Source organism: Streptomyces sp. NPDC005963, from assembly GCF_040638655.1.
In the GTDB taxonomy this organism is placed as follows: Bacteria; Actinomycetota; Actinomycetes; order Streptomycetales; family Streptomycetaceae; genus Streptomyces.
Window position 1 is genome coordinate 91,022 of the sequence record NZ_JBEXVD010000019.1, and the last position, 19,783, is coordinate 110,804.

At 70.1% G+C, this 19,783-nt stretch carries 18 protein-coding genes; 10 read left to right on the forward strand and 8 right to left on the reverse strand.

What is annotated here, in order from left to right; all coding sequences use genetic code 11:
• Window positions 1–76: 76 nt before the first annotated feature.
• Window positions 77–3,007, forward strand: a complete 2,931-nt coding sequence (locus ABZ348_RS23690; protein ID WP_358936136.1) for a BTAD domain-containing putative transcriptional regulator — start codon at window positions 77–79, stop codon at window positions 3,005–3,007.
• Between the two features lie 44 nt (window positions 3,008–3,051).
• Here the strand turns inward: ABZ348_RS23690 and ABZ348_RS23695 are convergent, their stop codons facing one another.
• From ABZ348_RS23695 to ABZ348_RS23715, 5 genes are all read right to left on the reverse strand, one after another.
• A complete protein-coding gene (locus ABZ348_RS23695; protein ID WP_358936138.1) occupies window positions 3,052–4,323 on the reverse strand; it encodes an aspartate aminotransferase family protein in 1,272 nt (423 codons plus the stop codon).
• Window positions 4,324–4,747: 424 nt separating this feature from the next.
• Entirely contained in the window at window positions 4,748–5,965 is a 1,218-nt protein-coding gene (locus ABZ348_RS23700) for an MFS transporter (RefSeq protein WP_358936140.1), read from the reverse strand.
• 134 nt (window positions 5,966–6,099) lie between these two features.
• Window positions 6,100–7,077, reverse strand: a complete 978-nt coding sequence (locus ABZ348_RS23705) for a hypothetical protein (RefSeq protein WP_358936142.1) — start codon at window positions 7,075–7,077, stop codon at window positions 6,100–6,102.
• Between the two features lie 43 nt (window positions 7,078–7,120).
• Entirely contained in the window at window positions 7,121–8,395 is a 1,275-nt protein-coding gene (locus ABZ348_RS23710) for a hypothetical protein (protein ID WP_358936144.1), read from the reverse strand.
• Window positions 8,388–8,654: a chaplin family protein gene (locus ABZ348_RS23715; RefSeq protein WP_358936146.1), complete on the reverse strand. Its 267-nt coding sequence runs from the start codon at window positions 8,652–8,654 to the stop codon at window positions 8,388–8,390. The genes ABZ348_RS23710 and ABZ348_RS23715 overlap by 8 nt, the downstream gene beginning before the upstream one ends.
• 432 nt (window positions 8,655–9,086) lie before the next feature.
• On the opposite strand from ABZ348_RS23715, the gene ABZ348_RS23720 reads away from it, so the two are divergent.
• Window positions 9,087–9,701 carry a hypothetical protein gene (locus ABZ348_RS23720; protein WP_358936148.1) on the forward strand — a complete coding sequence of 205 codons (615 nt, stop codon included), beginning with the start codon at window positions 9,087–9,089 and terminating at the stop codon, window positions 9,699–9,701.
• 191 nt (window positions 9,702–9,892) lie between these two features.
• Here ABZ348_RS23720 and ABZ348_RS23725 read toward each other — a convergent pair whose 3' ends face one another.
• On the reverse strand, window positions 9,893–11,089 hold the full coding sequence (locus ABZ348_RS23725) for a PP2C family protein-serine/threonine phosphatase (RefSeq protein WP_358936150.1): 1,197 nt from the start codon (window positions 11,087–11,089) through the stop codon (window positions 9,893–9,895).
• A gap of 80 nt (window positions 11,090–11,169) precedes the next feature.
• Between ABZ348_RS23725 and ABZ348_RS23730 the strand changes: the two genes are divergently transcribed.
• Both ABZ348_RS23730 and ABZ348_RS23735 read left to right on the forward strand, forming a co-directional pair.
• Window positions 11,170–11,688: a MarR family transcriptional regulator gene (locus tag ABZ348_RS23730; RefSeq protein WP_358936152.1), complete on the forward strand. Its 519-nt coding sequence runs from the start codon at window positions 11,170–11,172 to the stop codon at window positions 11,686–11,688.
• A gap of 232 nt (window positions 11,689–11,920) precedes the next feature.
• The gene (locus tag ABZ348_RS23735; protein WP_358936154.1) at window positions 11,921–12,256 is read left to right on the forward strand and encodes an STAS domain-containing protein; all 336 of its coding nucleotides are present in this window, start codon (window positions 11,921–11,923) and stop codon (window positions 12,254–12,256) included.
• Window positions 12,257–12,260: 4 nt separating this feature from the next.
• On the opposite strand, the gene ABZ348_RS23740 is transcribed toward ABZ348_RS23735, so the two are convergent.
• On the reverse strand, window positions 12,261–13,226 hold the full coding sequence (locus ABZ348_RS23740; RefSeq protein ID WP_358936156.1) for a serine hydrolase domain-containing protein: 966 nt from the start codon (window positions 13,224–13,226) through the stop codon (window positions 12,261–12,263).
• A gap of 136 nt (window positions 13,227–13,362) precedes the next feature.
• Window positions 13,363–14,142, reverse strand: coding sequence for a TetR/AcrR family transcriptional regulator (locus ABZ348_RS23745; protein ID WP_358936158.1), 780 nt, complete (start codon window positions 14,140–14,142; stop codon window positions 13,363–13,365).
• A 102-nt stretch (window positions 14,143–14,244) separates the two neighbouring features.
• On the opposite strand from ABZ348_RS23745, the gene ABZ348_RS23750 reads away from it, so the two are divergent.
• The 6 genes from ABZ348_RS23750 to ABZ348_RS23775 are packed head-to-tail and all read left to right on the forward strand — an operon-like array spanning window position 14,245 to window position 19,776.
• Complete coding sequence (locus ABZ348_RS23750) at window positions 14,245–15,297, forward strand: ABC transporter substrate-binding protein (RefSeq protein ID WP_358936160.1); 1,053 nt, start codon at window positions 14,245–14,247, stop codon at window positions 15,295–15,297.
• Between the two features lie 3 nt (window positions 15,298–15,300).
• Complete coding sequence (locus ABZ348_RS23755) at window positions 15,301–16,227, forward strand: ABC transporter permease (RefSeq protein ID WP_358936162.1); 927 nt, start codon at window positions 15,301–15,303, stop codon at window positions 16,225–16,227.
• Window positions 16,228–16,230: 3 nt separating this feature from the next.
• Entirely contained in the window at window positions 16,231–17,031 is an 801-nt protein-coding gene (locus ABZ348_RS23760) for an ABC transporter permease (RefSeq protein WP_358936164.1), read from the forward strand.
• 1 nt (window position 17,032) lies between these two features.
• Window positions 17,033–18,202 carry an ABC transporter ATP-binding protein gene (locus ABZ348_RS23765; protein ID WP_358936166.1) on the forward strand — a complete coding sequence of 390 codons (1,170 nt, stop codon included), beginning with the start codon at window positions 17,033–17,035 and terminating at the stop codon, window positions 18,200–18,202.
• Between the two features lie 25 nt (window positions 18,203–18,227).
• Window positions 18,228–18,656: a cupin domain-containing protein gene (locus ABZ348_RS23770; RefSeq protein WP_358936168.1), complete on the forward strand. Its 429-nt coding sequence runs from the start codon at window positions 18,228–18,230 to the stop codon at window positions 18,654–18,656.
• A 4-nt stretch (window positions 18,657–18,660) separates the two neighbouring features.
• The gene (locus ABZ348_RS23775; protein WP_358936170.1) at window positions 18,661–19,776 is read left to right on the forward strand and encodes a hypothetical protein; all 1,116 of its coding nucleotides are present in this window, start codon (window positions 18,661–18,663) and stop codon (window positions 19,774–19,776) included.
• Window positions 19,777–19,783 lie beyond the last annotated feature (7 nt).

Here is a 19,783-nt window from a genome sequence, read left to right on the forward strand (position 1 = left end):
CGGTCGGCGCCCCCCGGTGGGGACTCCGGCCGCGAACGCCCCGGACAGGGGCGCCGGTCCGGGGGAGGGAATCGGCATGAGCGACTCCGCCGCGGTGCGGTTCTCCCTTCTCGGAGCGGTACGCGGCTGGCGCGGCGGCGAGGAGTTGGCGCTCGCGGGGCCCCAGCAGCGGGCGACGCTCGCCATGCTGGTGGTGGCCGCGGGCCAACCGGTCGCCATCGAGGAACTCATCGACGGGCTGTGGGGCGATCATGCACCCAAGGCCGCCGCCACCACGGTCCGCACCTACATCTCGCGCATACGTACGGTCTTGGCCCCGGAACACCGCGCCGCGGCAGGCCCCGGCCTGCTGGTTTCGGTCGGTACCACCTACGCGCTCCAGTTGCCGCCCGGTGCCTCCGACGTGATCGAGGCCGACCGCGAGGCGGCGGCAGCGGCCGACGCACGGCAGGGAGGCGAAGCCGCCGTGGCGCACCGGCTGCTGCGCCGGGCGGTCGGTCGTTGGCAGGGGGTGCCGCTGACCGGGCTGACCGGGCCGTTCGCCGTGGCGCAGCGGGAGCGGCTGACCCAGCGGTATCTGGATCTCCTGGAATCGCGGATAGAGCTCGATCTGGAACTGGGCCATGCCGGCGCCGCGGTCGCCGACCTGACCGCGGCCATCGCGGGGCACCCTCTGCGGGAGAGCCTGCGCCTCCTGCTGATGCGGGCGCTCTACCAGTGCGGGAGACAGGCCGAGGCGCTCGCGGTGTTCGCTGACACCCGGACGACGCTCGCCGCCGAACTGGGCATCGACCCCGACCCGCGCCTCGGCGAACTCCATGAGCGGATCCTCCGCTCGGACCCGGATCTCCTCGGCGTGGTCTCCGGGGCGCCCGCCCCCGCGACCGTCTCGGTGCCCGCTCAGCTCCCCACCGACATCGTCGACTTCACGGGCCGGACCGAGTTGGTCGCCGAACTGACGGACCGCCTCACCCAACCGTCCGGGCCGGCGGTTCGGATCTGTGCGATCTCCGGCATCGGCGGGGCGGGCAAGACCTCGCTCGCGGTCCACGTGGCCCATGCGTTGCGTCCCCTCTTCCCCGCGGGCCAACTCTTCGTGGACCTCGCCGGCGTCCAGGAGAGTCCTGCGGACCCCGCTGCCGTGCTGGCTTCGTTCCTCCATGCGCTCGGTGTCCCCGAGACGGCCGTCCCCGACGGTCTGGCGGCCCGCTCTGCGCTCTACCGCACCACGCTCCACGGCCGCAGGGTGCTGGTGGTGCTGGACAACGCGACGGACGCGGAACAGATCAGACAGTTGCTCCCCGGCTATCCGGGCTGCGCGGTGATCGTCACCAGCCGCGCCCGGATGACCGCCGTGCCCTCGCATCCGGTCGATCTCGACCCGCTCGCACCCGCCGAGGCGATGGAGTTGTTCACCGCCGTGGTCGGCCGTGAACGGGTGGCCGCCGAGCCGGAGGCCGCCCAGGAGTTGCTGGCCAGCTGTGGTCATCTGCCCCTCGCGGTCCGTGTGATCGCCTGCCGGCTGCTCGCCCGCCCCGGCACGAGCATCGCCGAGTGCCTCCGCAGGCTCGGGGACGAACGCCGCGGCCTCGATGAACTCCGCACCGGGGACCTCAATGTGCAGGCGTGCTTCCGACTGGGCTACGACCAGCTCGATCCCTCACTGGCGAGGGCGTTTCGGCTGCTGGCGCTGCCCGATGCGGCCACCGTCTCGCTGAGCTGCGCCGCCGCGCTGCTCGGAGTCGACGCGTACGAAGCCGAAGACGTGCTCGACGCGCTCCTCGACGCCAGTCTGGTGCAATCACCGCGATCCGGCAGCTACCGCTACCACGATCTCTTGCGGCTGTTCGCACGCCGTCTGAGCGCTGAGGTTGACTCCGAGGAGGAGACCACCCGGTGTCTGGCGAATCTGTTGGACTTCCTGCTGGCCACCGTCCGCAACGCCTATCGCGTGGTGAGACCGGGGCACCGGATCGCCGACCGGTTGGCCCCCGTCGCATCGCCCGGAATCGAGTTCCCGGACGCACCGGCCGCCCACGCCTGGTTCGACCGCGAACGGGACTTCCTGCTGAGCGTCTTGGGACAGACCGTACGGCGGGCGCCCTCGCTGGTGGGTACCGCCGCGGACGTGCTGCTGGGGCTGGACCCGCTGTTCGAACGCACCTACGCCTGGTACGACATCGTGGAGTTGGCCCAGGCGATCGCCGAGGCCGCCCGGTGTGCCGGCCTGGCCCGGGAGGAGGCGGGCGCGCTCTACATGCTGGCGGGCGGGCTGTGGCAGATCAGCCGCTCCGCCGAGGCCACGGCCCACATCGAGCGGGCCGAGGCAATCTGCCGGGACCATGACGACCTCCTCGTGCTCGCCGAAGTGCTCACCGTACGGGCGCTGGTGGCGGCCAACCTCGACGGCCACGACGAACGGACCCTCGCCGTGCTGACCGAGGCGCGCGCCTGCCAGCACTCCACCGGCAATCTCTCGGCGGAGGCGAACACGCTCGGGAATCTCACGTTCACCCACATCATGAGGGAGGAACCCGCCGAGGCGATCGCCGCGAGCGACGACGGACTCGCGCTGTACCGAAGGCTCGGTGACCCCATGGGCGAGGCCCAGATACTGATCCATCGCGGCACCGCGTGGAAACAGCTCGGTGACACCGAGGCGGCCATGCGGTGCTATGCGGCGACGCTGGAGCTGAGCCGGGAGTTGGACATGCGGTATCTGGAGGCCAACATCCTGCACCGGATCGCCGAGACCCATCTGTTGTGCGCGGATGCCCAGGCCGCGGCAGGCGTCGCCGAGCAGGCCGTGGAGATCAGTCGGGAGACGGCGATGACGAGGGCCGAGGCCCGGGCGCTGGCCACGCTCGGCGAGGCGCTCGCCGAACTCGGGCAACGTGACCGGGCGATCGCCTGCGTACGGGAATCCGTGGCGCTGTACGGCAGGCTCGGGCTGGCCGAGGGGGAGAAGGTCGAGCAGACCCTGTTGCGGCTGACCGAGCGGCAGTGAACCGAGGACAACGAGGGGCGAACGGTGACCGCGGACGGTGACGGTCAGAGCCTTCCGCAGCGAGCCACCTCGGTCAGAGCGCCGTCGAGGATGCCGAGTGCCTGATCGAGTTCGGCGTGGGTGGTGGTGAGGGGCGGAAGGAGTCGTACGCTCCGGGGGTCGCTGAGGCACGGCGACACCAGGAGGCCGGCATCGGCCAGCCTCACCATCACCTCACCGGCCAACTGCGGGGCGGTGAAACCGATGCTCCAGAGCAGTCCGCGGCCCCTGAATCCGCTGAGCAGCCGGGGATGGAGGTCATGGAGTCCGCGCAGTCCGTTGACCAACCCGTCGGCCAGTGAGCGGCCGTGGTCAGCGAGCCCTTCGATGGCGTCCAGCGCCGCGGGGAGCGCGGCGCAGCTGAGGGGGTGTCCGCCGAAGGTGGTGGTGTGCAACAGGGGGTCCGCCCCGAGCGGTCGGTAGAGCACCTCCGTGCAGACCACGGCGGACAGGGGCATCACTCCCCCGCCCAGGGGCCCGCCGGTCAGGACGGCGTCCACGGGAAGGCCATCGGCGAGGGCGACCGAGCGTTCACCGCACCGGCGCAGCCCGCTCTGGATCTCGTCGGCGATGACGAAGGCGCCGTGGGCTTTGGCGTCGAGGGCCCAACGGTGCAGCACGTCCTTCGGCAGGGGAACGGCACCGTTCTCCCCCTGGACGGGTTCGAACACGAGGGCTGCGACGGGTCCCCGGGCGATCTCCTGCACGACGGCGGTGGGATCCAGCGGGTCGAGGTGGACGGTCGGTGACGCGCAGCCGCGCAAGCCGGCCCGCAGACCGGGGTGGTGCGTCAGGGCCAGTGCGCCGAGCGAGGTGCCGTGGTAGCCGCCCCGCACCGCCAGTACCCGGTCCCTGCCGGTTGCGAGGCGGGCGAGTTTGACGGCTGCTTCCACGGCGTCGGAGCCGTTCAGGCCGAAGTGGACCTTGGGCAGAACGCCGCCGAAGTAGTCGACGAGGGTGGCCGCTGCCTCTGCGGTGACCGGGTTGGCAAGCGTCCGGGTGGAGGTGGGCATCGTCGCCAACTGACGGTGCACGGCGTCGACGACACCGGGGTGACGGTGTCCGAGGAGGGCGACCGCGTAGGACCCGAAGTCAAGGGCGGTGCGCTCGTCGGAGAGGGTGATGGAAGCCCCGGTGGCGGAGGTCTCCACGGCCCCCTTGCCCATCGATTCCGCGGTCAGCGCCGCACTGCGCGACAGATGGCGTCGCAGCCTGTCGAAGGTGGCGCCGGGCTGGGCGGTGACGGCCTGGGGCGGGGACTGCGGGGGTGCTGCCACGCGCGACCTCCTGGGAGCGGCGACGGGTGTACGGGCAGGGAGTCGACGACGGATCAGTGCGGGGCGGGACGGGACGGGACGGAGGTGGGTGGCGGTGGCGCAGTCGTGGACGGGCCTCGTGGCAGTTCGTCCCGGGGCGCACGGGGCTGGTGCGCGTGTACTTGCGGGCGGGAGGCGACGTGGACGGAGAGGGGTTGGGTGCGTGGACGGTTTGGGGGCCGTCCACGCACCTCCGACTCGGCGGAGGAGTGGGACTTCCGAGGCGGATGACCATCAGGCTGCCAGAGATGGATCGGCACTCGATCAACAACGGGTCAACGAGACGGACATGCCGTTGACCCGCCTCTCAGTCGCGTGGCCGCGTGGCCGGGGGAGGCTGCCGGGATGTCCCTTCGGGGTGCGGCACCACCCCTGCCCGGTTGGTTTATGCACTCCCGTCCGTCGACGTGCTGCCGTCGGGGACCGGTCGGTAGAGGAGGTACAGCCCCACGCCCAGGGCGAGGACGGTCAACACGACGGTGAAGACGAGGCCCGCGTTGCGCAGTCCGAGTGCGAGGGTGAGCGCTCCCACCCCGACGACGGGCAGCGCGATGCCGGCGTAGGCGACGACGAAGAAGGCCGAGATGGCTCCGCCTCGGTGCTCGCTCGGCGCGGCCTCCCCGACCGCCGTCAGACCCGCCCGGAAGGCGAGGCCCTGACCGAGTCCGCCGATCAACGCCCCCGCCAGAAGCAGTGCCAGGGTCTCCACGACGAGGGACGAACCCACCAGCAGGAACCCCACCACGAGTGTCAGGCACCCCACGGGCAGGGATCGACGGGCACCGATCCGGTTGGTCAGGGACTGCCCCAGGGTCGAGGCGAGGAAAGCCGAGAACGTCACCGCACCTGACAGCGCCAGATCGTGGATGTCGAGGGTCTCGGCCACGAAGCTCGGGGCCACGGCGGTGAACAGGCCTAGGAGGGCGAAACCCGCGAACGCGGCGACGGCCGCCGAGGGGAACACTCCGCGGACCTCGGGCGGCACGGCCATGCCCTGCGGGTGCCACCGCGGTCGACGTTGTGGATGGGCGACCGTCTCCGGCAGCAGCCAGGCCGGGATGCACGCCAACGCCAGCAGCAGGAGATGGACCACGAACGGCAGGTGCAACGGCTCGGGCGCGTACTGCGCGAGCACTCCCGCGAGCAGGGGGCCGCACCCCACTCCGCCGAGGTTCGCCGCGGTGGCCGCGAAGCCTGCGCGTGTTCTGCGGTGCGGGGGCGCGAGTTCCAACACGGCGGCGGTCGCCGCACCGCTCAGCAGACCTGCGGACAGCCCGGACACCAGGCGCCCCACGAACAGCAGGGGCAGTCCGTCCTGGAAGAGGAAGCACAGATCGCTGGTCGCGGACAGCCCCAACGCAACCAGGATGACGGGACGGCGTCCCACCCGGTCGGACTGGTCTCCCGCCAGGAGCAGTGCGGCGATGACCCCGACCGCGTACACGGCGAACACCACCGTGACGATCAACTCGGAGAATCCGATTTCGGCCTGGTAGAGCCCGTAGAGCGGGGTCGGCAAGGTGGTGCCCGCCATTCCCACGGCGAACACCCCGGCGGCCAGCAGATAGCCGGGCCGTCTGTTCCCACGATGCTGAACGACCATGGGACCCACCGTACGAGCCGGCCCGTTGCGCCCCGGGACACTGCTGTGCGCGCCGGTCAGCGGCCAGCCATCCGGCCCCTATCCGGCGGGCCGCGGGTGCGTCCGTCGGCCTCCGGGAGCACGATCGTCGCAGGCTACGCCGGCGCAGGGAGCGGCGTGGACGCGTCGTCGAGCAGATCGCCGTGGTGCTGGCGCAGGAGGCGTTCGTGGTGGGGTGTGAAACAGGTGCGCCAGGCGCCCACCCTCAGGTCTTCCACGTCTGCGTAGGGTGGGGTCGCCGTGGGCATCGCGGCGAGGGTCTCGCGGGGGCGGGGATGTCCGAGGGCGTCCAGCAGGGTGGTCAAGGCGGCCGTCCGTCCCCCATCGGTGCCGCCGTGGTCGGGCCCAGCCAACTCCTCGTGGGTGATCACGCGCACGGCGGGGTGGCGCAGCAGCCATCGGCACTGCCGTGCTTCGCGCATCCCGGGGAAGTCCGGGTCGGTCAGAGCGAGGGTGATCCGCTCGTCCAGGGAGGGCAGGGCGCTCACGATGTCGCGGTAGATGAGGTGTTCGGGCTGGGTTCCGACCCGGCCGGTGGGTTGGGAGAGCAACGTGATCTGACTGATGATCCGATCGCGCACATCGCGGTGGTGGAAGACGAGTGCCGGCTCCCCGGTCGCGTGCCATGCGCGCAGCAGGCCCCCGTCGACGCGTTGGAGGTCCAGTCCGTTGACGTACCAGCAGCCGCGGCCGGGGAGCAGTCGGACGAGGTCACCGTCGGGGACCCGGGCGAGGCGACTCTCCAGAGCGGGGTCGACGGGAGAGGCGAGGCTGACGGGTTGGCCCAGACGCAGCCACCAGACCCGCCACAGGGCGGTGACGGCCTCTTGGAAGGCGACCTCCAGTGTGGACAGGTCCTCGTGTCGGCCCCGGAGGAGTTGGTGGGCCCGGTCGGGTCCGAAGGCGGCCGTGAGGAGCGGGTGGACCTCTCCGGGGCCGGGGCGGTCGTCGTGTGGGGACGGGGTGTCTGCCATGGTGCCGTACGGGGTGTAGCCGAGGGCGGTCGTGGCCTGGGCGAGGAGTTGGGTGCCGCTGCCGCGCAGGGAGACGACGACGACCTGGGGCCTGACCATGGGTGGTCTCCGGGGGTTCGTGGGGCTGCTGGGCGACGATCGGTCAGCTGGCCGAAGCAAGGAGCAGGTCCTCGTAGACGTGGTGGCGCCGGGTGGTGACGCGCTGGTGCAGAAGCTCGGCCGCGCGGGTGTGTTCCCCCACGTCGGCCAGGGCGCGGGCCAGGGTGTCCTGGACGATTTCGCGCTCCACCCGTACTCCCCCGAGTTGCTCCACCGCAGCGCCGAGAGGTGTCAGCAGTTCCACCGCCTGACGGGAACGGCCTGCCGTGATGGCAGCGAGGGACCGGACGACGGGGGCCAGCACGTCCTGGTACGCGGGGCGTTCGTCGTCAGCGGCGCGGCGGGCCAGTGCCGCGAGGTCGTCGGTGGCTGCCTCGACGGCCAGGGCGAGGGCCAGATTGAAGGTGTGGAAGACCTCCGCCATGCCGCCGGGGGCGGCCAACAGCGCGCGGACGTGGTCGAGATCGCAGCGTCCGGCGGGTTGCTGACCTGCCAGGAGCAGACGCCAGTTGGTCGCCGAGCGCATACCGACATCGGCGCGCCCCAGGACCTCGTCCGCCCTTCGTCGGGCGTCCGCGAAGTCGCCGCAGGCGATCGACTGCAAGGCGGCGTGCCAGTTCAGGTGCTTGAACTGGACCGCTTGGGGGTCTGCGGCCAACCAGTCGTCGAGGAAGGCCGTGGAGGCGGGGCCCGCTCCTTCTTCCTGTTCTGCATGGGCCCGTGCGTGGGCGGCGAGACCCGCACGGGGATGGCGGTCCAGGGCCAGCGCCGCGAGTTCGAGCGCCTCCTCCTGACGTCCCTGTTCCGCTCGGGTCCAGGCCAGTCGGCCGAGCCAGGGCCAGTCGTCGGATCCCGTGCGGGCGCACTGGCGTTCCACCAGTTCATCGCCGTGCGCCCGCTGGGCAGGGTCCCCGCAGGCGGCGAAGGCATCGAGCAGCAGCGAAGCCACCTCGTCGCCGGGCCAGTGGGCGAAGTGTTCCACGAGGTGATCGGCGGTCAATCGGTACTGGCGGTGGGTGTGGAGGAAGACCCCGTACACCAGGCTGACCGATCGCTGGTCCGCCTCCTGTGCGTCGCGATGGGCGACGACCAACTCCTCCCGGAGCTCGGCATCGCTGAGGGAGTCGCCCGTCGCCAAGGTCAGCAGGGCGCGGGCGACGCCCAGTCGGGGGTTCTCGTCGACCCAGGCACGCAGGAGCGGCAGCGCCCGTCCGCTCAGGGCGAGGAGTTCCCGCACCGCCGGTTCCCGGCCGGTGACGCCGATCTGGGCGCCCCGATGTGTCCCGATGAGCGCGGGTGCCTGAGGACTGTTAGACACTGGCGCGGATCAAGGCGGTACAGATGATGCCGCTGTTGCCGCACTGGTTCCGGGGCAGGCTCAGTGGCAGACCGGCCTGGTTTCCGCTGGCCGCCCCGCTGCCGGCGATGGTGGCACCCGCCGACTGTGCCCCGCCCTGGTTGGCGCAGGAGTTGCCGAAGGCCGGGTTCCCGATTCCGATGATGCTCGCGTGGGCCGCGCCGGCGGGCACCAGCGCGGCTCCGAGCGCCGTGCCGACCACGGCCACGCGCTTTGTCACCCTCGCGGCGCCGCTCTCCATCGTTCCTCGCGCTGTTCCCGCCATTGTCGTCCGCCTTTCGGTTCCCGGCCGCGGCCGGAGGCACTCCGGCCGCGGATCCCCGGGGTCGAAGCGACCAACGACGGGACCTGCCGTGCGGACACGCGAGTCGCCCGTGCGGGTGGCACTCCTCCGGTACCCGTCCGCGGAGGCGAGTCAGGTGCGAGGACTTGACCAAGGCGTCGAAGACCCGGCCTGCGGGTCCGACACGCCGCCGGCCGAAGCGCCCACGGTGGCCGGGACGCCCGTCCCATCCCCACTCAACGGCCCGTCATGGCCCGCCCCGAAGCGGCCGGTTCATGCGGACTATGCTGCTCCAATGTGTGATGTGAACAGCACCCGAGCCCCGGGCGAGTCGCTCCCCACCGCCCGGAGAGCCATGGCGGTGGGCGTGTGAGCCCGTGGAAGTCACTGCGCAACACCCTCTTCATGGTGGGGCTCGCCTGGGCCTTCATCGGGGCCAACTCCCTGATCGCCTACCTCGCGTTGGGGACGACCGACTTCATACCGATCTTCACCGGTGTCCTCTTCGGGGTTGCGTTCGCCGTTGCCCTACGCATACTCCACGAGGCGTGGTGGCTCGCCGCCCTCTCCGTGGTACCCGCGTTGATGGTGCTCATCGGCTCCGTCGGCCATGCACCCTCCAGTGCGCTGGAGCGCCGCGGCATCCATGAACAGGTGACGATCACCGCCGACAGCGCGGCCGGCACCACGAGCAAACGCCATGAGTTCACCCTCCTCGGCAGCGACGGAGAGTTGCGGGAGAAGCTGCTGTACCGGGGGCAGTCCCCCGACTACGCGGTGGGCGACCGCATCGAAGTCGTCTACGACCCCGAAGGGGTGGCTCCGTTGCAGGACGCGTCGAAGGTGGACGCAGAGGGCCGGCTTACCATGCTGCTGTGGGGTGGGTACATCTGGACGGGCATGGTGCTGCTGGCCGGCTGGCGCGGCCATGCGAATCGACGGAGCAACCGTGAGCCCCTGCTGGAGCGCCTCGGTGTGATGTGACCGCGATACGTCCGGGGAACAGCCGGGGGCCTCTGCCGCGGTGCTCGGCCCCCGATGGCACTTCCCCGTACGTTGGATGTCACCGAGGGCAACCCCGTGGAGCGCGCCCCTGGAGCACAGGGAGCGGCACGGCGCTCCAGGGGCGCGTCCCCGTTCCGTCGGATACCCCTCAGACTTCGCTCAGTCTTCTGTCAGCGTTCGCTCGGTGTCGCGGCTTCCTCCCGGCCGAACCAGTCGAGGCACAACACCAGTGCGTCGTCGGTCGTGTCCGTCTCGCGGTACTCCGCCAGCTCGCGCAGCACGGCTCGCGGGACGTTGGCGGCCGGCAGCAGACTCGTGGCGTGGATCGCGAGGGCCAGCGCCCGTTCCCCGTAGAACTCTCCGGTCGGCGAGGGGGCGTCGAAGACACCGTCGCTCACGACGAGCAGTCGATCGCCGGGCAGGACTCGCAGCTCCTGCGTGACGTAGTGCGTCTCCTCGAACATGCCGAGCGGAAGCTGAGGCTCAAGATCGATCCGTTCGACCGTCCTACCGCGGCGCCGCCAGAGCTGGGGGGAGCCCGCGTCCACGATCTCGACCCGACCGGTGGCCAACTCGAAGCGCAGCAGCAGGGTGGAGACGTAGGACGCCCCGCGGTACTGCTCGTAGAGCGCCTGGTCGGCCAGTGCCGCCTGGTCGGCGATGGGGATGCCGGCGCGTCGTGCGTTGCGCAGCGCGTTGACCGCGAGATTGGTCAGCAGCGATGCCTGGATGCCGTCGCCCATTCCGTTGGTGAGCGCCAGGGTGAGCTCGTCCCGGTCGGCCGCCCAGTCGTAGTTGTCGCCGTGGATGGCGTAGGCGGGCTCCAGCTGTGCCCCGATCGCGTACTCCTGTGCACTGCACGCGCGGGCCGGCAGCAGCTGCCACTGCATCTCGGCGGCCAGCGTGAGCCGGCTGGTGCGGCGGGCGCGGCGGTAGAGATCGGTGTCCCGTTCGGCGACGAGGATCTCGTGGCCGAGGAGGTCGGCCACCTGGGTCAGCTCGTCCACCGCTTGTCGGGTGGAACGGTCGCCGGGGAGTCGTACGGTCAGGATGCCGAGACGCTCACCGCGGACCGTCACCGGCAGATGGTGGTCGACGGCGTCCGGGTGGCGGATCTGGCGTTCGCGCGGTTCTTGGCTGCCGAAGGCCCGGCCTTCGGGGCTGTTGTGGATCGACAGCGGCTGTGGCGGGTCGGCGACCTGGTCGAGAGCCTCCAGCGGATTGAGCACCGTCAGCCCGTAGTCCGCTAGGAGCAGCCGCACGGAGGTGGCTCCGTGGGATGCGGCGAGCTGGCCGCGCACCGTCTCCACCAGGGCGTACGGCGCTGCGGCGCGCACCGCTCTCTCGATCTCTGAGCTTTCGGTCACGGTCTCTCGGGAATCCTTCGTTCTTGGTTGGGAGCGATCCTGGGCTGACAGACTCGGCTGTCGGGTGACACAGTGGGCGGGTGTCCCGTTTCACCGGTCCGTCCCGTCCGCGCGAGCAACTGTCCGAGGCAGTCTGCGCCGCCTCCGAGCTGCTTGAAGTCCTGTGGGGACGCGGCCAGGATGCTGCCCCGTCGGGGACGGTCTCGCCCTCTCAGCTGCGCGCCCTGTTGGTCATCGAGAAGCATGAGGGGACGAATCTGCGTGCGCTCGGCGACGCGATCGGGTCGCGTCCGCCCTCGGTGAGTCGGCTGTGCGACCGCATGGAGGCGATGGGTCTGGTCGAGCGGTGCCCCAGTCCGACGAGTCGGCGCGAGGTCGAACTGCGGCTGAGTCCGCGCGGGCGGGCACTGTTGGAGGAGCATCGCGCGATCCGGATGGACGAGGTCGCCGCGGTCCTCGCGGTCATGGAACCGGCGTCCCTGAAGGCTCTCTCGGAGGGGCTCGCCGCCTTCCAGGAGGCGGCTGCTGCCGAGCTTCGGGGCAGCGATGGCCGTCCACTGCTGGAACATGACCCTCATCCCATCGCGGACAGCGCGTAACCGCACGCGCGTTGGTGTCCGCGTGCGCTCGGTGCGCCGCGGTCGGTCATCAGGTGACTCATGACAGCAGATTGTTGCCTCACGGATAATGTTGTCAAATGGCAACTGTTACTTTTAGCGTGGACCTCGCCGGCTCCAGGAGCCACGCGAGGTATCGCCCGAACGCCGCAAGGCGCTAGATATCCACCGAAAGGTGTACGTGCCTCAAAGCGCCGAGCAGAAACCGCATGTCATGTCCCGACGGGACGGCGGAGCCATGATCCTCACCCTGAGCGGAGAGTTCGACCTGGACACCGTGGCTCCGGTCGCCGCAGCCTTCGAGCGCGCCTCGACGGAACCGGGGCTGGTGGTGGTCGACCTAGCGGGGGTCTCCTTCGCCGACTCCACCATGGTGAACCTCCTCATTCGAGCGCATCGGGAACTCGGTGCCCGCTTCCACCTGGCCGCCCCTTCGCCCTCGCTGCGCCGACTGATGGACCTCCTCGGCCTGGATTGCGTACTGCACCTCCATGACTCGGTCGACGAGGCCCTTGCCGCAGGTCCTGCGGCGGCTCCGGACGGTGGGTGACGGCTCACGGGCGTCGCCCCCCAGCGCGCCGGGGAGGAAACACCGGCAGGCGGACCAGTTCCGCCAGGGTCGCGTACGGATCCGCCAGCTCGTCGTGGGCGAGCACCACGATCCCCGTGTCGTGCTCCGGCAGCCGAACGAGCAACGATCGGAAGCCCCGGTTGTCGCCGTCGTGGAATCGGGCGGGGGTCCCGGCCAACTCCCCCAGGAACACTCCATAGCCGTAGCCGGTGACGACGAGCGGCTCTCGGGACGTCTCCACCACGCACTGTCGGGTGACCATGGCTCGCAGCGACCGTCCGTGCACCACCTCTCCCGTCTCCACGGCACGCGCCCAGCGGGCCAGGTCACGAACCGTTGACCAGAGGTCTCCGGAGCCGGGCAACCAGGACACGTCCTCGGCCCCGTGGAGCGCTCGACCCCGGTGGCCGCGGGCCGCGACCGCGGCAGGAGCCGACCCGACGGACGTGGCCGCCAGGCCCAGGGGCAGCAGGATGCGCGTACGCAGGAAGTCCGCGTACGCGCACCCGCCGGCCCGTTCGACCACCAGGGCGACCACGACGTATCCCGGGCTGCTGTAGTGCCAGGTCGGCTCCCCGGGCAGGGGAAGCAGTCCCATCACGGCGGCCACCACCTCTTCGCGGGACGGTGGACCCTCCCGGTCGAGTTCGGGCAGTGCGTCCCAGTGCGGCAGACCCGAGGTGTGGGTCAGGAGGTGGTGCAGGGTGATCTCCGCCCACTGTGCCGGAGCACCGACCAACCAGGCGGACACCGGATCGGACAGAGCCAGAACGCCGTCCTCGACGAGGAGCAGGGCAGCGGCGGCGGCGAACTGCTTGCTCAGCGACGCGATCTGAAAGCGGGTGTCAGGGCCGCAGACCGCTCCCGTCGTCTCGTCCGCCACGCCTTCGTACGCCTCGTGCACGGCTCGGCTGCCGTGCGTCATCAGTGCCGCACCGATCGGTCGCATGGCAGGCAGCCAACCACGGCACGGTCAACCCGGGGAACCGCCGATCGGCGGGCGGTCGGGGCGGGCGGCCGAGACTCCACCACGGCAGCCCGGGCCCGCCGGGTGGCCCCCTGCCGGACGGCCGCAGGCAAGGCGGTCAGGCGGGCAGTTCGCCGATCAGCGGGCTCCAGTCAATGCCGTCGCTCGGTTCGGGCTCCTCGGGATAGTGCGGACTGATGATCCGCGGCAGGTCCTGGAGCGCACGGTCGCGGGCCGTGTCGCTGATGCCGAGGATGCGGCACGCCATGTCGATGAGCAGGTCGAACATGCCCTCGTCGTCGAGCGTGTCGCCCGCCATCAGCACGTGCACGGCCGCCCCGTCGGCCAGGGACATCAGGATGACGCTGACCCGGTCGACCGGCACCGACGGCGTGAAGTCGCCACTGGCCAACCCGGCGTCAACCGCCGAACGGAACGGGAATTCCCAGCGCTGGTAGACATCCTGCGCATAGGTGCGCAGGGTGGCGTCGCGGTTGGCTGCCGACCAGAACTCGATCCAGAAGGACCAGCGCTTGGGGAAGGGGGCCCAGCCTGCGACCTGGAACCGCAGCAGGGCGAACAGCCTCCGCACCGGGTCGGGCTCCCGCTCCGACACCGAGCGCCAGGTGGCGAGGGTCAGCTCAAGCATCGCGCTGATCGTCTCGCTGATCAGTTCTTCCCGACGCCGGAAGTAGTGCTGGACCATCCCGAGGGAGACGCCCGCCTCCTGGGCGATGTCCTTCAACCTGGCCCCGTCCACACCGTTGCGACAGATCACTTCGCTGGCCGCACCGATGAGTTGGAGTCTGCGCAGGGCGGTGAGGTCGACCTCGGCCGCTGCGTCTTGGGCGCGTACGGAGCTTGTTCGGCCCTCGACGTGCGCGCTCTGTGGAGCCATCTGTGTGTCCTCCCGAATCTCACGAGTTGGGTGGAGGGTATTGCCAACCCGAACTCCATCGCAATAATAAGCGCTTATTGCCACTTCGATGGAGGACCGGACGTGCACTTCCCATCGCGACGCCTAGGCGCGGCGACTGTCGCCATCGCCCTCACCATGATCACCGCAGGCTGTTCCAGCGGCTCCGGCTCCGACGGCGGGGGCAAGGAACTCACCTTCACCTCCTACGGCAGCGGCTACCAGGAAGCACAGGCCAAGGCGTGGCTCGCGCCGTGGGCCAAAGAAGCGAAGGTCAAGGCGGTCCAGGACCAGCCGACCGACTACGCCAAGATCAAGACGATGGTCGAGTCGAAGCGCGTCACCTGGGACGTCGTGGACACCGAGCCGTTCTTCCCGGTCGGGGCGTGCGACAAGTACGCCGAGAAGCTCGACTTCAAGAAGATCGACAAGTCGAAGTTCCCCGAGGGCACCGTCTCGGACTGCGCCGTACCGGACGCGATGTACTCGCTCGTCCTCGTCTACAACCCCAAGAAGTACCCGGACGCCAAGCCCGCCTCGGTCGCGGACTTCTTCGACACCAAGAAGTTCCCCGGCAAGCGCCTCGCCCCCGGTTTCGCCACCGGAGGTGCGATCGAAGCCGCACTGCTCGGTGACGGCGTCGCCTCGAACGCGCTGTACCCGCTGGACTACGACCGCGCCTTCAAGAAGCTCGACACCCTCGGCAAGAACCTCAGCTTCTGGGAGACCTCGGCCCAGAGCCAGCAGGCCCTGGAGTCCCAGCAGGCGGACATGGCCCTCGTCTGGTCCGGCCGTGCGTACATGGCCGCCAAGAACGGCACCGAGTACGTCCCGATCTGGCAGGACAACATGCTGGCGTACGCGGTCCTCATGGTGCCCAAGGGCGCTCCGAACAAGGACCTCGCGATGGACTTCATCGCCTACGCCACCAACGCCAAGTCCCAGGCGGCGTTCGCCGAGGACCAGCCGTACGCGGCCGTCAACTCCGACGCCAAGCCGCAGTTGGAGCCGCTCGCCGAGGAGTGGAACACCGCTCGGGACGACATCCAGGAGAAGGGCTTCTACCAGGACGTCGCCTGGTGGGCCAAGAACCAGGACGAAGCGACGAAGCGCTGGACCGGCTGGGCGACGGGCTGAGCCATGACCGACCTCCTGAGCGGTACCGCGGCCCGGGCACCCGGCCCGGCCCCGGACCGCGGCAACCGCCCCGCCAAGAGCCTGCTGCAACGGGCGCTCGGCGGGCAGGGCAGACAGTGGCTCCTGCTGGCACCTGCCGTGCTGATGCTGCTGGTGTTCTTCGCCTATCCGCTGGCGGACATCGTGTGGCGGGCCTTCACCGACCCGGAGCCGGGGCTCGGCAACTTCTCCGATCTGCTGGCCGATCCGACCACCGGTCGGGTGATGGGACGTACGCTCCTCACCTCCCTGGTGGTGGCGGTGACCACACTGCTGCTCGCGTACCCCTACGCCTATCTGATGACGGTGACGGGGCCGCGGACACGGGCCGTGTTGATGGCACTGGTGCTGCTGCCCTTCTGGACGAGCCTGATGGCGCGCAACTTCGCCTGGATCGTGCTGCTCCAGGACGGCGGGCCGCTCGGGATGCTCGGATCGCTCTTCGGACGGGACGGCGGGCTGTTGGGTACCGCACCGGGCGTGGCCATCGGCATGATTCAGGTGCTGCTGCCGTACATGGTGCTGCCCCTGTACAGCGTGATGAGCGGGATCGACCGGCGTCTGATGAGTGCCGCGTCGGGTCTCGGAGCGGGACGCTTCACCTGCTTCCGGCGGGTGTACCTGCCGCTGTCCATGCCCGGAGTGATCTCCGGTACGACGCTGGTGTTCGTCCTGGCGCTCGGCTTCTACGTCACTCCCAAGCTCCTCGGTTCGCCGAAGGAGTCCATGGTGGCGCAGGTGATCGGCACCAAAGTCGAGAAGCTGCTCGACTTCGGGGGCGCGGGAGCGTTCTCCGTGATCCTGCTCGCCCTGACCGCACTGCTGCTGGTGCTGGTCTCCCGGGTCAGCCGTGCCGGGGCCGCGCTCGGCCTGTCCGCGAAGGAGGACTGACCGATGGAGAACCACCAGTTCCGCGGTGGGATAGGGCTGCGCCTCTGGGCGGCGATGGTGGGCGCCGTTCTGGTCGCCCCCACCCTCATCGTGATTCCGCTGTCCTTCACCGGAAAGCGCAGCTTCACCTTTCCCCCCGAGGAGTGGTCGCTCCAGTGGTACCGGAACTTCTTCTCCAATCCGCTGTGGCGCGACTCCCTGCTCACCTCGCTCCAGATCGCCCTGGCGGTTGCCGTGCTGGCCACGGTGCTCGGGACACTGGCGGCCATGGCCCTGGACCGCGGTCGCATCCCCGGCAAGGGGTTGATCCAGGGGCTGCTGATGGCCCCGATGGTGGTGCCGCAGATCGTGGCCGCCATCGCCGTGTACGCGGCCTTCTTGAACTGGGGCCTGTCGGGCACGCTCATCGGATTCGTGGTGGCGCACACCGTGCTGGCCGTGCCGTTCGTGGTGGTCGCCGTCTCCACCAGTCTGCGCGGCTACGACCGGGGCTTGGACCGGGCCGCCGCCATGCTCGGTGCCGGACCCTTCACCACCTTCCGACGGGTCACCGCACCGCTCATCGCGCCCGGTGTGCTCTCGGGAGCGGTCTTCGCCTTCGTCACCTCACTCGACGAGGTCGTCATCGCCTTCTACCTCCAGAGCCCCACCCTCCACACCCTCCCGGTGACGATGTTCAGCAGCGTCACCGTGGAGACCGACCCGACGATCGCCGCCGCGTCGAGCATCGTGCTCGTCGCCACGACCGCGCTGATCCTGCTACCGCAACTGCTGCGGCGCAGCAAGCGCGAGGGGAAGAGCTGACATGGCCGACACCGCCGGCACGACCGCCACTTCGTCCGACGCCCCCGCCGGGTCCACCCCACCCGTCTCCTCCCGTACTGGCGCAGCGGTCCGACTCCGGGGGCTCACCAAGCGGTACGCGGGCCGTGCCGCCGTGGACGAGGTCTCGCTGGACATCGAGGTGGGGGAGTTCATGACCTTCCTCGGTCCGTCCGGCTCGGGGAAGACCACCACGCTCAACATGATCGCCGGCTTCACCAAGGCGACCGAGGGGTCCATCACGGTCGACGACACCAATGTCGCCGATCTCCCTCCGCACCGGCGTGACCTGGGCATGGTCTTCCAGCACTATGCGCTCTTCCCCCATATGACGGTGGCGAAGAACGTCGCCTTCCCGCTGGAGCAGCGCAAGGTGTCCAAGCCCGAGATCGCACGCCGGGTCACCGAGGCGCTGCGCATGGTGCAGTTGGAAGCCATGGCGGAGCGGCTGCCGAGCGGGCTGTCCGGCGGCCAGCAGCAGCGGGTCGCGCTCGCCCGGGCCGTCGTCTTCAATCCGCGCGTCCTGCTGATGGACGAGCCGCTGGGCGCCTTGGACAAGAAGCTGCGCGAGCAGCTCCAGACGGAGATCTCCCGGATGCACCGGGAGTTGGGCATCACCTTCGTCTTCGTCACCCACGACCAGGAGGAGGCGCTCGCCCTCTCGGACCGGATCGCCGTGTTCAACGACGGCCGGATCGAGCAGGTCGGCACCCCCGAGGAGTTGTACGAGCGGCCGGCGACGCTGTTCGTGGCGCAGTTCCTCGGCGAGTCCAATGTGTTCCCGGGCCGTTGCGCCGCGCCGGGCGTCCTCACCGGGGACGGCTATGAACTCGCGGTGCCGAAGGGCGGTGCGTCCGATGCCTCCGCGGAGGAGGTCGCCCTCGTCGTACGCCCGGAGCGGATGCGGCTGCTGGCCGCCACCGACCCCGTACCTCCCGCGCACAACGCCTTGCAGGGCACGGTCACCGAGGTCGTCTACTTCGGGGCCCACCGACGCATCTCCGTCGAGTTGGAGTGCGGCGTGCGCGCACAACTGCGCGAACCGGCGGGCCAGGAAGGGGCCGCGGCGCCCGGAGGTGCGGCGCGGATCGTCTGGCCCGTGGACCACGCGGCCCTCGTGCCGGTCACCCCACCGGCACGAACCACCCAGTAGAACCCACACGTACGAGGAATCCGATATGAGCAACTCCCCCACCGCCACCGACGTGCCCGGCCGGGTCCCGCCCAGTGTCGTCGCACTCTCCGACGTCCCCGTGACCCCGGCGGCCGAGGCCGTGACCAAGGTACGGATCGCCCGACTCATCACCAAGCAGCGCAACGGATCCAATCTGATGCTCGGCGCCGCCTGGATGGACCCGGGCGAGCGCACCAACGTCTGGTCGTCGCGCGGTGACAACGATGTTTCCGAGGGCGACCACTGGTACGGGCCGGTCGAGGAGACGTACTTCATCATCCGGGGGCAGCTGCGCCTGACCTGGGACGAGGGCCATTTCGACCTCGGGCCCGACGACTGCGTCTATCTCGCACCCGGCTGGACCTACCACCTGGAGAACACCGGCAGCGAGCCGGCCTTCTTCACCTATTCGATGACCCCTTCTCAGGAGTAGGCCCGTGAGTGACACCGTTCACGTGTTCTGGGACGCCCGCGTCCTGGACCACGACACAGGCGCGGGTTTCTGGGAGGCCGCCCCGTCCGCGCTGCTCGCCGAATCCGAACTGCACCCCGAGAGCGCGCCCCGCATCCGCAACATGAAGTCCGTACTGGAGCGGGGCCCGATCGCGGAGCGAATCGTCTGGCATCCCGGCCGGCTCGCCACCGAGGCGGAGCTCACCACCGTCCACGACCGGGCGTACGTGGACCGGGTGCGCGCGTTCTGCGCCGCCGAGGCGGGCACCCGTTCCTGGCTGACGTCCACGACCACCGTCACCGGTGGTTCATGGGAACCTCTGCTCGCCGCCGCGGGCACCGCTCTCGCCGCCACCGACGCCGTTCTCGACGGTTCCTGTGACATGGCGTACGCGCTGATCCGCCCGCCCGGACACCATGCCCAACCGACGCAGGCCGACGGCTACTGCGTCTTCGGCCATGCCGCACTGGCGGCGCAGCGGGCACGTGAGCGCGGTGTCGAGCGCGTCGCCGTCGTCGACTGGGACGTCCACCACGGCAACGGCACCCAGGAGTGCTTCTACGGTCGGTCCGACGTGCTGACGTTCTCCCTCCACATGGCGCACGGCGCCTGGGGGGCGTCCCATCCGCAGACCGGCTCCCCCGACGAGCTCGGACGCGGCACCGGCCTCGGATACAACGTCAACGTCGAACTGCCGGTCGGAGCCGGTGACCGGGCCTACGCGGATGCGTTCGAGCGGGTCGTGCTGCCCATACTGCGACAGTTCCAACCGGAGTTGATCGTGGCAGCGTCGGGGCAGGACGCGGCCACCTTCGACGCCAACGGACAGCACAACGTCACCATGGCCGGGTTCCACCGGATCGGCAGCCTGCTCGGCGAGATCAGCAGGGAGCTGACGGACGGACGTCTCGTCCTCACCCAGGAGGGCGGCTACGCGCGCAGCTACGCCGCCTACTGTCTGCACGCCACGCTGGAAGGACTGCTCGGCCAGGAAGCCTCGCTCGCCGATCCGATCGCGTACGTCCCCGACGACATCACCCGCGGCGACGCCGCGATCGACCGGGTCCGCGCGGTGCTCGCGCCGCACTGGGCGCTGTAGCCAAAGC

Coding starts and splice junctions, on each gene's coding strand:
- ABZ348_RS23690 (WP_358936136.1), top strand. CDS start 77: ATGAGCGACTCCGCCGCGGTGCGGTTCTCCCTTCTCGGAGCGGTACGC.
- ABZ348_RS23700 (WP_358936140.1), bottom strand. CDS start 5,965: ATGGTCGTTCAGCATCGTGGGAACAGACGGCCCGGCTATCTGCTGGCC.
- ABZ348_RS23705 (WP_358936142.1), bottom strand. CDS start 7,077: ATGGTCAGGCCCCAGGTCGTCGTCGTCTCCCTGCGCGGCAGCGGCACC.
- ABZ348_RS23735 (WP_358936154.1), top strand. CDS start 11,921: ATGTCCCGACGGGACGGCGGAGCCATGATCCTCACCCTGAGCGGAGAG.
- ABZ348_RS23740 (WP_358936156.1), bottom strand. CDS start 13,226: ATGCGACCGATCGGTGCGGCACTGATGACGCACGGCAGCCGAGCCGTG.
- ABZ348_RS23745 (WP_358936158.1), bottom strand. CDS start 14,142: ATGGCTCCACAGAGCGCGCACGTCGAGGGCCGAACAAGCTCCGTACGC.
- ABZ348_RS23755 (WP_358936162.1), top strand. CDS start 15,301: ATGACCGACCTCCTGAGCGGTACCGCGGCCCGGGCACCCGGCCCGGCC.
- ABZ348_RS23760 (WP_358936164.1), top strand. CDS start 16,231: ATGGAGAACCACCAGTTCCGCGGTGGGATAGGGCTGCGCCTCTGGGCG.
- ABZ348_RS23765 (WP_358936166.1), top strand. CDS start 17,033: ATGGCCGACACCGCCGGCACGACCGCCACTTCGTCCGACGCCCCCGCC.
- ABZ348_RS23770 (WP_358936168.1), top strand. CDS start 18,228: ATGAGCAACTCCCCCACCGCCACCGACGTGCCCGGCCGGGTCCCGCCC.